The organism is Actinocrinis sp., from assembly GCF_035946395.1.
Lineage (GTDB): Bacteria > Actinomycetota > Actinomycetes > Streptomycetales > Catenulisporaceae > Actinocrinis.
The window spans coordinates 1-12,686 of the sequence record NZ_DASYZI010000401.1 but is presented as its reverse complement, the minus strand read 5'-3'; the positions used below and the strand labels follow the sequence as shown (position 1 = coordinate 12,686).

The 12,686-nt window shown below is 68.7% G+C and carries 11 protein-coding genes; 6 read left to right on the top strand and 5 right to left on the bottom strand.

All coding sequences use genetic code 11. From position 1 onward, the window contains the following. Window positions 1-44 precede the first annotated feature (44 nt). The 6 genes from VGS97_RS24995 to VGS97_RS24970 all read left to right on the top strand — a co-directional run bounded on the left by VGS97_RS24995 (window position 45) and on the right by VGS97_RS24970 (window position 6,785). Window positions 45-1,193, top strand: a complete 1,149-nt coding sequence (locus tag VGS97_RS24995; protein WP_326856093.1) for a substrate-binding domain-containing protein — start codon at window positions 45-47, stop codon at window positions 1,191-1,193. A 1-nt stretch (window position 1,194) separates the two neighbouring features. Then, window positions 1,195-2,760: a sugar ABC transporter ATP-binding protein gene (locus VGS97_RS24990; protein ID WP_326856092.1), complete on the top strand. Its 1,566-nt coding sequence runs from the start codon at window positions 1,195-1,197 to the stop codon at window positions 2,758-2,760. Then, the gene (locus VGS97_RS24985; RefSeq protein WP_326856091.1) at window positions 2,757-3,788 is read left to right on the top strand and encodes an ABC transporter permease; all 1,032 of its coding nucleotides are present in this window, start codon (window positions 2,757-2,759) and stop codon (window positions 3,786-3,788) included. Before VGS97_RS24990 ends, VGS97_RS24985 begins: the two co-directional genes overlap by 4 nt. A 139-nt stretch (window positions 3,789-3,927) precedes the next feature. Beyond that, a complete protein-coding gene (locus VGS97_RS24980) occupies window positions 3,928-4,893 on the top strand; it encodes a TIGR01777 family oxidoreductase (protein WP_326856090.1) in 966 nt (321 codons plus the stop codon). Window positions 4,894-5,107: 214 nt separating this feature from the next. Then, window positions 5,108-5,899, top strand: a complete 792-nt coding sequence (locus VGS97_RS24975) for an ABC transporter permease (protein WP_326856089.1) — start codon at window positions 5,108-5,110, stop codon at window positions 5,897-5,899. Window positions 5,900-6,020: 121 nt separating this feature from the next. Continuing rightward, window positions 6,021-6,785, top strand: coding sequence for an ABC transporter permease (locus tag VGS97_RS24970; RefSeq protein WP_326856088.1), 765 nt, complete (start codon window positions 6,021-6,023; stop codon window positions 6,783-6,785). 100 nt (window positions 6,786-6,885) lie between these two features. Here VGS97_RS24970 and VGS97_RS24965 read toward each other — a convergent pair whose 3' ends face one another. From VGS97_RS24965 to cmk, 5 genes are all read right to left on the bottom strand, one after another. Further along, window positions 6,886-7,710 (bottom strand): ABC transporter ATP-binding protein, encoded by an 825-nt coding sequence (locus tag VGS97_RS24965; RefSeq protein WP_326856087.1) that lies wholly within the window; start codon window positions 7,708-7,710, stop codon window positions 6,886-6,888. 458 nt (window positions 7,711-8,168) lie between these two features. After that, window positions 8,169-9,308, bottom strand: coding sequence for a GNAT family N-acetyltransferase (locus tag VGS97_RS24960; RefSeq protein ID WP_326856086.1), 1,140 nt, complete (start codon window positions 9,306-9,308; stop codon window positions 8,169-8,171). A gap of 136 nt (window positions 9,309-9,444) precedes the next feature. Next, complete coding sequence (der, locus tag VGS97_RS24955) at window positions 9,445-10,911, bottom strand: ribosome biogenesis GTPase Der (protein WP_326856085.1); 1,467 nt, start codon at window positions 10,909-10,911, stop codon at window positions 9,445-9,447. Window positions 10,912-10,980: 69 nt separating this feature from the next. Next, complete coding sequence (locus VGS97_RS24950; RefSeq protein ID WP_326856084.1) at window positions 10,981-11,682, bottom strand: lysophospholipid acyltransferase family protein; 702 nt, start codon at window positions 11,680-11,682, stop codon at window positions 10,981-10,983. Next, window positions 11,679-12,380, bottom strand: a complete 702-nt coding sequence (gene cmk / locus VGS97_RS24945; RefSeq protein WP_326856083.1) for a (d)CMP kinase — start codon at window positions 12,378-12,380, stop codon at window positions 11,679-11,681. The genes VGS97_RS24950 and cmk overlap by 4 nt, the downstream gene beginning before the upstream one ends. Window positions 12,381-12,686: the final 306 nt, after the last annotated feature.

Below are 12,686 nucleotides of genomic sequence, written 5' to 3'. Positions count from 1 at the left end.
AAGGCTCACGTCCGATTCCGACTCACGAAGGGCACCGATCAACGATGATTGGCACTGGCAAGACCCGTACCGCCGCCGCGGTCGCCGCGGTTTCCCTGCTCGCCCTCAGCGCCACGGCGTGCTCCAAGAGCCCCACCGGCTCGACTTCGACGAACACGAGCTCCGGCTCCAGTTCCGCGCCGGCGATCACGCTGAGCGGCTCCGTCACGTTCAACCAGGACAACCTGGCCAAGCTCGACGCGGCGCTCAAGTCCGCGCTGGCCGGCAAGGACCTCTCCGGCGTGAACATCGCGATGGTGGTCAACGTGGCCGCCGACTACTGGAAGGCCGGGCAGGTCGGCTTCCTCAAGGGTTGCTCCGACCTGGGCCTGGCGAGCAGCAAGTGCACGTACTTCGCGCCGCCGAACGGCAAGCTGACCGAGCAGAACTCTGAGCTGGAGACGCTGCGCTCGCAGGGCGTCACCGGGTACTCGATCTCCGCGATCGACCCGACCTCGGCCGCCGGCACCATCCACACCGACGTCTCCCACGGCATCAGCGTGCTCGCCATCGACTCGCCGCTGCCGGGCACGGACGCCGCCTCGCTGTACCTGGGCACGCCGAACTACACCGCCGGCATGCAGGCGGGCACCGCGATGAAGCAGGTGCTCGGCGGCAACGGCAAGGTGGCGGTCCTGGTCGGCTCGCTGACCGCGTCGAACGCCACGCAGCGCATCCAGGGCTTCGAGGACGCGCTGAAGGGCACGAACATCACGGTCGTGCAGAAGGTCAACGACAACCTGTCGGCCAGCACCGCGACCTCGGACGCCGAGACCATCCTGGCCAACAACCCGGACGTCAACGGCCTGTACGGGGTCTACTCCTACGACGGCCCGGCGCTCGCACAGGCGGTGAGCTCGGCCGGCAAGAGCTCGTCTGTGCACATCGTCTGCGACGACTCGGACGCGCAGACCCTGTCGTTCATCCAGTCCGGCGTGATCTCCGGCACGGTCGTGCAGATGCCGTACCAGCAGGGCTACACCGGCGCGTACCTCCTGGCCGCGCAGAAGGTGCTGGGCAAGGACGCCGTCATGCAGCTCGTCAAGCCGTACCTGGAGAGCGACGGCTCGACGCTGAGCTCCGGCGTCGGCCTGGTCACCCGGTCGGACCTCAGCGACTACAAGAGCCTTGAGTCGCAGCTGGGAATCAGCTGACATGACGGGCAGCACTGCCGCCCCGGGCCGCGCGGTCACCGCGCGGCTGCGGGGGGTGCACAAGTCCTACGGCGGCGTGCGCGTGCTCGACCTGCCGCGGCTCGACCTGTACGCCGGGCAGGTGGTCGGCGTGGTCGGCGAGAACGGCGCGGGCAAGTCCACCCTGATGGGCACGCTGTCCGGCTCGGTGCACCGCGACGGCGGCGAGATCGAGATCGGCGGCAGGCCGCTGGCACCGGGTTCGACCGAGGCGGCCGCAGCACTGGGCATCGCCATGGTCTCCCAGGAGTTCCCGCTGGTCGGCCAGCTCTCGGTGGCCGAGAACCTGCTGCTGGGCCGCCGCCCGCGGGTCTCGCGCCGCCGGATCCTGGTGGACGGGGCCGCGCTGCGCGCCGAGGCCGAGGCGATGCTCGCCGAGATCGGCCTGTCCCCCAAGGCGGTCCCCGTCACCCGCGAGGTGCGCACGCTGCCGGTGCCGACCCGGCAGATGATCGAGATCGCCAAGGCCTGGGGCCGCGAACCCAGCCTGCTGATCCTGGACGAGCCGACCTCCTCGCTCGGCCCGGTCGAGGCCGCCGAGGCGCTGCGGCTGGCCCGCAAGCTGGCCGACCGCGGCGGCACGGTGCTGTTCATCGGACACCGGCTCGACGAGGTGCGGCAGGTCAGCGACCGGATCCTGGTGCTGCGCAACGGCCGGCTCGTCGCGGACCTCGCACCCGGCGAGGCCACCGAGGAGCGGCTGATCCGTGAGATGGTCGGCGGCGAGGTGGCACACGGCGAGCCCAAGCCCGCCCCGGTCGCCGCGCCGGTCCTGCTCGAAGTCGACAACCTGACGGCGGACGGCCTGGGACCGGTGAACCTGACGCTGCGCGCCGGCGAGATCGTCGGCATCGCGGGCCTGATGGGCTCCGGCCGCAGCAGGCTGATCCACACCGTGGCCGGCGCCCAGCCGGCCACCGGCGGCGAGATGCGCCTGAACGGCAAGGCCTACGCGCCGGGCGGCCCCGGCGACGGCGCCGCGGCCGGGATCGCGATGATCCCGGAGGACCGCAAGGAGCAGTCGCTGGTCCTGTTCGCCCCGATCCGGGCGAACGTGACCGTCTCGATCCTCAAGCGGATCAGCTCCTACGGCCTGCTCGGCCCGAAGCGCGAGCGCGCCGAGGCGAAACGGATCGCGCAGAACGTCAACGTCCGCATGCAGTCGGTCGAGCAGCCGATCGGCTCGCTGTCCGGCGGCAACCAGCAGCGCGCCATCTTCGGCCGCGCCTTCGCCGCGCGGCCGCGGCTGCTGCTGCTCGACGAGCCGACCCGCGGCGTCGACGTCGGCGCGAAGGCGGAGATCTACCAGCTGATCGACCGGGCGGCCGAGCAGGGCGCGGCGGTCCTGGTCGCCTCCTCGGAACTCGAAGAACTGCTGTGGATCTGCCACCGGATCGCGGTGATGAACCACGGCCGGGTCGTCGAGGTCATCGACCGCAACGAAGCCACCAAGGAACGGATCATGAGGGCGGCTGCCGGGACGCACGCGACCACCGTCCAGTTGCTCAGAAACGGAGTCGCACCATGACCGCGCAGAGCACCCTGACGCCGGCGCCGGAGGACGCGGTCGCCCAGCGCGGCTCGTCGGCCGTAGCCAGGCTGCTGCGTAAGCTGGCCGAGTCCCCTGAAGCCGGCGTGATCCTCGCGTGCGTGCTGGTGTTCACCAGCATCGCGCTGGCCGCGCCAACCTACACCGCCACCGGGAACCTCCAGGTGATGGGGCGCGACCTGGCGCAGGTCGGCATCCTGGCGATCGGCGAGTCGCTGGTGATCCTCACCGGCGGCATCGACCTGTCGGTCGGCGCGCTGGCCGGCCTGGCCGGCATCCTGGCCGCCTGGTTCAACGTCAACCAGGCCATGCCGGCGCCGCTGGCCATCCTCGCCACGCTGGGGATCTGCGCGGTGGTCGGCCTGTGGCACGGCGCGATGGTCACCAAGCTCAACGTGCCGCCGTTCGTCATCACCCTGGTCACGTTCACGGTGTCCCAGGGCCTGGCCCTGGCGATCACCAGCGGCTCGCCGATCAACGGGATCGACCCGATGTTCAGCAACCTGAGCCAGTACTACGTCGGCGAGGTCCCGGTGCCCGCGCTGTTCTTCATCGGCGCGGCGGTGATCGCCTGGTTCGTGCTCGAACGCACCTACGTCGGCAGACAGATCTACGCGGTCGGCGGCAACAAGGAGGCCGCGCGGCTGGCCGGCATCCCGGTCGCCCGCCGCATCACGGCCGCCTACGTGTCCGCCGCCGTGCTCTCCGGCGTCGTCGGCATCCTGGTCATCGGCCGGATGAACGTGGCCGACCCCTCCGTCGGCGGCAGCGGCTGGGAACTGACCGCCATCGCGGCGGCCGTGGTCGGCGGAGTCTCGCTGTTCGGCGGAGAGGGCCGCATCGTCGGCATCGCCGCCGGCGCGATCCTGCTCGAATTCATCACCAACGGCCTGCTCGCGCTGAAGGTCAGCCCCTACAAGCAGCAGATCGTGCAGGGCGCCGTGCTGGGCGTCGCCATCCTCGCCGACCGCTGGCGTGCCAGACGCTTCGGCCGCGCCCAACGCTAGGACGGACGCGCCGAGCGGCAGTACCCAAACGGCAAGCGGCAAACACCAGGCCCCGCGCCGGTCGAGATCTCCGCACAGATCCCGACCGGCGCGGCATGCCGCCGGAACACAGCGCTCCCGGGGCTCCTACTGTGGTCCCATGCGCGTCGTCATCGCAGGCTCCAGCGGCCTGATCGGCTCGGCCCTGACCGCGTCCCTCACCGCCGACGGCCACGCCGTCGTCCCCCTGGTACGCCGCCCGCCGAACCCACCCTCCGGCCGCGTCAGCGAAACCCGATGGGACCCCGCCCACGGCCACCTGCCCGCATCCGCACTGGACGGCGCGGACGCCGTGGTCAACCTCGCCGGCGCCGGCGTCGGCGACCACCGCTGGACGCGGTCATACCGTCGGCAGATCCGCGACAGCCGTGTCCTGACCACCGCGACTCTCGCCACCACCACGGCCGCGCTCACCAGCCCGCCCCCGGTCTTCGTCGCCGGATCCGCAATCGGCTACTACGGCGAAACCGGCGACACCCCAACCGACGAATCCGCTCCCCCCGGCAAAGACTTCCTCGCAGATGTCTGCCAAGAATGGGAAGCCGCGGCCGACCCCGCCCGCAAAGCAGGCATCCGAGTAGTTCATCCGCGCTTCGGCATAGTCGTCGCGAGCCACGGCGGCGCATTCGGCAGACTGCTGCCACCCGCCAGATTCGGCCTGGGCGGCCGGCTAGGCACCGGCCGCCAATACTGGAGCTACATCTCACTCACCGACACCGTCCGCGCCTTACGCCACATCATCGCCCCCACTACGCCCGCCGCCAACGCACCCACCCCGAGCGCACCCGACACATCCGCCCTCACCGGCCCCGTCAACGTGACCACTGCCCACCCCGCCCGCAACCGCGAGATCACCGCCGACATCGGCCGAGCACTGGGCCGCCCGATGCTTTTCACGGTGCCCGCCCCCGCCCTGCGCCTCGCGATAGGCGGCTTCGCCGAGGGGACCCTGATGAGCCAGCGCATCATTCCGGCCCGCCTACTCGCCTCAGGCTTCATCTTCACGCACCCCACCTTCCCCGAGTCCCTCGCATCCGCCCTAACCGTCCCAAACCCCTCCGCCTGATGCCCCGCCCGCCGTCCACCCGTCCCAGCACTCGATTATTCGATTGCCCCTCGCCCCGGCGCCCGCCAGAATGCTGCCTCCCCCCATTTCTGACGGCGTGATACCCCCTCTTCGAACTTGACCGTGGCCAGCGGCGCAGTGTCGGCCGACGCGCAGCGGCGGGCGAGCCTACCCACGGTCAAGGTCGAAGAGCCGTGATACCGGGAGCTGCCGCGTGCGCGTGTACCTGACCGCCGCCCGATTATCGTTCCGCCGCTACATCACCTACCGCTCCGCCACCATCGCAGGCCTCATCACCAACACCTGCTTCGGATTCATCCGCGCGTACATCCTGCTGGCCATGTGGCACGAGAAGCCGCACATCGGCGGCTACGACGCGGCCGACGCGGTCACGTACGTGTTCCTCACCCAGGGCCTGACCACGCCGATCGGCATCTTCTTCGGCTCGACCGAGCTCGGCCTGCGCATCCGCACCGGCGAGGTGGCCACCGACCTGTACCGGCCCTGCGACTTCCAGCTCTGGTTCCTCGCCCTCGATGTCGGCCGGGCCGTCGCAGGCCTCGTACTGCGTACCGCTCCCCCGGTCGTCATCGGGACGCTCTTCTTCCCCACCAGGCTGCCCGCGGCGCCCCTGCCCTGGCTCGAATTCGCCCTCAGCTGCACCCTCGGCCTGCTGATCAACTTCGCCATCCGCTACCTGGTCAGCCTCAGCGCGTTCTGGACGCTGGACGAGCGCGGCTCGGCCGCCCTGCTGCTCGTCGTCTCGATGTTCTTCTCCGGCATGATCATCCCCGTGGCGGTCATGCCCGGCTGGCTGGGCGCCCTGGCCCGCACGCTGCCCTGGTCGGCCACCCTCCAAGTCCCGATCGACGTGCTGCTCGGCACCGGCACCGCCGGCTTCCTCAACGCCCTGGCCTTCCAGCTGCTGTGGGCCGCAGCCCTGATCGCCCTAGGCCGCGCCGTGACCACCGCCGCACGCCGCAAGACGGTGGTGCAAGGTGGCTGATTCCCACACTCACACGCCCACCCCAACCCCAACCCACACCCACACCCACACGCCCGAGCCACGCCTCACCCCCGAGCCACGCCCCATCCCCTCTCCCGCCGCGTATCTTCTCCTGACCCGCATGTGGTCACGCGCCGCGTGGCAGTACCGAGCATCCCTCCTGCTCACCGGCACCGCTCAGATGCTCGGCGCCAGCCTCGACCTGGCCGCGCTGCTCGTCATGTACTCGCAGGTCACCACGCTTGCCGGATTCACCCTGCCGCAGACCCTCTACCTCTACGGCACCACACGCCTCGCATTCGCGCTCTCCGACGTGATCGCCAGCGGCATGGAGACCCTCAGCGACTCGATCCGCCTCGGCACCTTCGACGTGATGCTCATCCGTCCGGTCGGCACTCTCGCGCAGGTCCTGGCCGACCAGTTCACGCCGAAGCGTTTCGGCAAGCTCATCCCGTCCACCGCAACCCTCGTCTGGGCGGCCCAAGCGCTCCCGATCACGTGGACGCCGCTCAAAGCAATGGTCTGCGTCGGCACGGTCGTGTGCGGCACGGTGATCTACTGCGCGTTGTGGGTCCTCACCAACTCGATCAGCTTCGTGGCCACCGACGCGCGTGAATCAGCCAACGTGATCACGTACGGCGGCGAACTGATCACCGAGTTCCCGTTCGCCATCTACCAGCGCTCCCTCGCCCTGCTGATGACCTTTGCGATCCCACTCGCCTTTGTGACCTGGGAACCGTCGCTGTACGTCCTCGGCCGCCGCGACCCGCTCGGCCTGCCCGGCTTCCTGAGCTTCGCCCCACCCGTCGTCGCGCTGCTGCTCAGTCTGCTCGCGGCACTCGTCTGGCGGGTCGCCGTCCGTCACTATCGTTCGACCGGTAGCTGACCAGCTCGATTCCTCATGCCAGTCATCGCGGTTTCACATCAGTGACCGCCGATACGAAGTAGCCGCCGACAGCCCTCAGCGACCAGTCAATCAGAAGTCATCAATCGCTGAGCGCCGCAGCACCGTCCTCCTGCTCCTGCCCCTGCTCCCGTTGCACGCCCCCTTCGGTATAAAGCTCTTTGATCGCGGTCTCCAGGTCCCGCTCACCACGCAACACGTCAATACTTCCGTCGTACGTGACGCGACCGTGGTCAATAGCGACAACACGCGAGCACAACCGCTCAATGTCCCCGACGTCATGGGTCGTCAACAGGATCGTCGTCCCCGTCACAGCATTGAGCTCGTGCAAGAAGTCACGCACCACGTGCTTCGAGACGATGTCGAGCCCGATCGTCGGCTCGTCGAGATACACGATCGTCGGATCGTGCAGCAACGCCGCCGTGATGTCACCACGCATCCGCTGACCAAGGCTCAACTGCCGCACCGGCTGGTCAAGTATCGGTCCCAGGTCCAGCGCCTCGATGTACCGGTCCAAGTTCTCCTTGAACCGCGGCGCGGGAATCCGGTAGATCCGCTGGATCAGAGCGAACGAGTCGCGCAGCGGCAGATCCCACCACAACGTGGTCCGCTGCCCGAACACCACCCCGATCCTCCGCGCCAGCTTGATCCGGTTACGCTGCGGCTCCAGCCCCGCCACTCGCAGCGTCCCGGCGGTGGGCATCAGAATGCCGGTCAGCATCTTGATGGTTGTCGACTTGCCCGCGCCGTTAGGCCCGATGTACCCGACCAACTCCCCGGGCTCCACGCGCAGATCGATCCGATTCACCGCGGTGAAGTCGGCTCGCTCACGGCGTAACCGTCCCGAGCGTTGGTAACGGATGAACGTCTTCGTGAGTTGTTCGGCAACGATGATCGACTCAGGCACCGTCTCAACCCCCTGTCGAACGGGCCAGCAGGCGACCACGACAGCCCGCCAGAAACCGGAAAGCTACGCATCATCGCGGATGACGACACACCACCGCAACTGGTTTTGACAGTCGTACAGCCGAAAATTGCGCCAGCCCGGCAAGTGGGGGTGAATGGCACACGACAAATACACTTGCGAGCAAGGCAGAGCAGGCCTGTGAATCAGGGTCCACTTACTCTGGGTCCTGATTCACGGGTGATCTATCGAACAATTTATTCCTCGGCTCAACCCAGCTCAAGCGGGGTAAGGGGAGCTCTCGACGGATCGAGGGAGTGCATTTCATCACTCCGTTCGCCACTTCAGCGGCGCTCTACGCCTGTGTCGCCGACGCTCACCCGATAACTCTTCAGACTGATTCGTGGGCTCGTGAAAACATGTCGCCACAAACGCGTGTGTGGCGACGATATACGCGAGACTTACGGTTCTGGAACGATCTCGTACTTCAGGTACACGCCGAGCTGCCGTTCGACTTCGCCTTCGAAGCGCATGCCGAGGCGTTGGACGACGCGGATGGACGGTTCATTGCGCGGGCGTATGAGCGCTACTACAGGGGCGCCGGGGGACGACTTGGCCGCTAGGGCGAGGGCGGCGCGGCCTAGTTCGGTGGCGTAGCCCTTGCCCCAGGCGGCAGGACGGAAACGGTAGTAGAGGTTGAGGAAGTCCTCGTCGGGAAGCGGGGGGCGTACGCCGCCGAAGCCCAGGACTCGGCCGTCCTCGGGGGCTCGCACGACCCAGTAGCCGTAGCCCGCCTCGCACCAGTGCCGCTGCCAACTCTCCAGGATCGGGATCGCCATCGCGGGGTCCACCATGGTGCCGGCGGGGTTGTGCACGTTGGTCGCCGGGTCGCCGTGGATCGCGAAGTAGGCGTCGGCGACGTCGGTGGTCGGCAGGCACAACAGCAACCGCTCGGTACGCTGCCAGTCAGGACCCTGCGACACGCCGCGCGGGAGGCTCGCGCCCGCGCCGGCTGGAAGATGGCCGAGCAGATCGGTATCCGGCGGGCGGGTGAGCTTGCGGGCCATGAGCACGATGTCGTGCCTGGCCGAGCCGATCGCGACCACGTTGGGCAGGTTGCCCACGGACCGGAAGCCGTTGCGTTCGTAGAGGGCCAGCGCGCCGTGGTTGTTGCCGCGCGCTTCCAGCATGAGGACTTCGATGCCCGCCGCCCGCGCGTCGGTGACGACCGCTTCGATCAGCGCCCGGCCTGCGCCTGTGCCGCGTGCCGACGGGCTGACGACGACGTGGTCCAGTTCACCGAGAACCCTGCGCGTGGGGTACGCACTGCGGGTCCACTGCGCTGTGCCGACCACGGCGCCGCCCGGCGTCCGCGCCACGGCCAAGGCGGCGTCACGCCGCTGCGCGCTAGCCATGAGGCGTTCGAGGTGATGATCGTACTGCTCACGGGTGATCGTCGGGCTCAGGCCTAGGGCCTCGCCGCGGCTTGCAGCGGCTACGAGCAGATCCGCGACGGCATCGAGCGTTGCGCGATCGGCGGCGTGAACGAGTTCGACCCAGGGCGTACTGCGCTCACGCCTCGGGCCGCCTTTCGTACGCACTCCGCGATCATATGACCGGTGCCGCCGAATGGGTGCTCTGAGCGCTCTGGACGTTCTGGGCGCCCGCAGCGGGCTCGCGTCATAGGTTCCGTGGCTGCATGTGGCTGCGCTCACGCAATGGATCTACTTCATGGACCTACTTCTTGGTGCGGGACCGCTTCTCGCGTACACGCACTGAGATCTCGACCGGCGTGCCGGCGAAGCCGAACTCCTCGCGCAGTCGGCGCTCGATGAACCGGCGGTATCCGGCTTCCAGGAAGCCCGAGGCGAACAGGACGAACCGGGGCGGGCGGTTGGATGCCTGGGTGCCGAAGAGGATACGTGGCTGTTTGCCGCCGCGCACCGGGTGCGGGTGCTCGGCCGCGAGGGCGTTCAGGAAGGCGTTGAGCTTCGCCGTCGACACACGCGTCTCCCAGCCCTCAAGCGCGGCGTCGATCGCCGGCACGAGCTTCTCGACGTGTCGGCCCGTTTGCGCCGAGATGTTGACCCGGGGCGCCCAGGTGACCTGGACCAGATCCTGCTCGATCTCCCGCTCAAGGTAGTTACGGCGCTCGTCGTCGAGCATGTCCCACTTGTTGTACGCCAGCACCAGGGCGCGGCCGCTCTCCGCGACCTTGGTGATGATCCGGGTGTCCTGCTCGGTCAGGCGGTCGCTCGCGTCGATCAGCACCACCGCGACTTCCGCCTTCTCGATCGCGGCCGAAGTGCGTAGCGAGGCGTAGAAGTCAGCGCCGTAGGTCTGGTGCACCCGGCGGCGGATGCCCGCGGTGTCCACGAAGCGCCAGGTCCGCCCGCCCAGCTCGATCAGTTCGTCGACCGGGTCGCGAGTGGTGCCCGCCACCGCGTCCACCACGACGCGCTCCTGCCCGGCCAGCTTGTTGAGCAGCGAGGACTTGCCGACGTTGGGCTTGCCGACCAGGGCCACCCGGCGCGGGCCGCCCGGCCGGCCGATGCCGATGAGCTCGGACGGCGCCTCGGGCAGCGCGTCGAACACCGCATCGAGCAGGTCGCCCGATCCCCGGCCGTGCATCGCGGAGACCGGGTGCGGCTCGCCGAGGCCGAGCGACCACAGCGCGGCGACCTCGATTTCCTGCCGCGCGTTGTCCACCTTGTTGGCGGCCAGGACGACCGGCTTCTTCGTCCGGCGCAGCACCTTCACGAACGCCTCGTCGGTGTTCGTCACGCCGACGGTCGCGTCCACCACGAGCACGACCGCGTCCGCCAGTTCGACGGCGATCTCGGCCTGCTCGGCGACGCGCGCGTGCATGCCGTCGACGTCGACCTCCCAGCCGCCGGTGTCCACCACGGTGAACCGGCGCCCCGTCCAGTTCGCTTCGTAGTACACACGGTCGCGAGTCACGCCGGGCACATCCTGCACCACGGCCTCCCGGCGCCCGATGATCCGGTTGACCAGCGTCGACTTCCCGACATTGGGCCGTCCGACGATGGCCAGCACAGGCAGTACCGCCTGGTCGGCCGCGAACTCGTCCTCGTCGCCCGGTCCGGCGGGCAGCGGCTCCGCGTTGCCGAACTCGTCGACGAACTCGCTCGGGTCGAACGGCGCGCCGAATTCGTCGTCGAACGCGTCGTGGTCCACAGTCATCGCAAGTTCGTCCTTACCGATAATCCAACTGTTGTCACTCGGTGCCGCCGTGTCGCCGTTACTGAACGATCATTGCTCGACGGCTGCTGCCGCGTCGCCTGCCTGCGGTATCGACGCGCGCCCGGTTTCCATGCGGGCGTGCTCGATGTGCGTACGCAACACGTCACGTAGGCGTTCGCTCGCGGCGTCGACGGCTTTACGTCCGGTACCACGCCCTAGCTCGACCGGAGAGCCGAACACCACGTCGAGCCGCGCGCGAAGCTTGGGTAACTTCTTGACCGACGTGCCACGGACATCCGTGCCGAGGCAGGCCACCGGCACGACGGGCGCGCCCGAGCGCAGCGCGAAGTACGCCAGACCATTGTGCATGGTGGCGAAGTCTTCCGCCGAACGCGTGCCCTCGGGGAACACCCCGAGCACGCCTCCCTGTTCCAGCACTCCGAGCGCCGCCTGGATCGCCGCGCGGTCGGTGCGATGCCGGTCGATGCTGATCTGGCCAAGCCAGTGCAATGCCGGGCCCATCGGTCCGCTGAACATCTCCTGCTTGATCATGAAGTGCACCGGCCTCGGCGAGAGGCCGACGAGGAGGAGGCCATCGAGGTACGCGTTGTGGTTCCCGGCCAGGATCACCGGGCCGGTCACGGGCACGCGCTCGGCTCCGTGCAGCACGATCTTCCAGAATGGCCGCAGCACGAACGGCCCGATGCGGCGGGCGCGTACGGCCTTGTGCGGCGGGGGCACGAGCGGGCGTTCCTTGACCGGCTTGTTCATATACGCACCGCTTCGACGAGTTCAACGACACGATCGATCACCTGAGTCAACGTCAGATGCGTAGCGTCCACGACGACGGCGCCAGGCGCGGCTTCGAGCGGACGCGTCGTCCTGGCGTCTTCGGCGTCGCGTCGCTGAAGATCGGCGAGCGTGTCTTCCGCTACCGGGCCCTCCCCGTCGGAGCCGTCGGCGCCATCCAGTTCGGCGTTGCGCCGCTCCGCGCGCGCCTCGGGTGACGCGGTCAGGTAGATCTTGCTCGCCGCCGCCGGATAGACCACGTCCGCGATATCGCGTCCTTCGGCCACGACGCCGTCGGACTCGGCGAGCGCCGCCGCGATGATCTGGCGCTGGAGCGCGATCAGGCGGTCGCGTACCGGCTGGACCGCGGCGACCGCGGAGACGGCCGCCGTCACTTCTGGCGTGCGGATCTGCTCGGCGACATCCTGGCCGTCCACGGTGATCGCCGGGTCATCAGGGTCCGTGCCGGAGACGACGACCGGCTTGTCGCAGGCCGCGGTCACAGCCTGCCGGTCCGCGACGTTGACGCCGTGGCGCAGCATCCACCAGGTCATCGCGCGGTATTGGGCACCGGTGTCGAGGTAACGAAGGCCGAGTCTGCGCGCCACTGCCCTGGACACGCTCGACTTTCCCGCGCCGGACGGCCCGTCCACCGCGACCACGATCGCCTTGCCGATCACGTACGCACCACGCTTCTCTCCTCGAACCGGCGACAGACGGCAAAAGGTTATCGGTGCCGACGATGCGTCAGACCGCTACCTGATGCGTAATGAGCGCGACGGCGACGGTTGGCGCACAGTACTCAACGCACGGTGTTCAATGTTCAACTGCTCAACGTTCAACTCGGTACAGGGCTCAGCTCCGCACGGTCCAGCCGCGCTCAGTCAGCCGCGCGCTCAGCTGGCCGGCGGAGTCCGGCGCGACCTGGAGGGTGACCAGGCCGACCGCCTGGCCGGGAGAGTGCTCGATCCGCACGTCCTCGATGT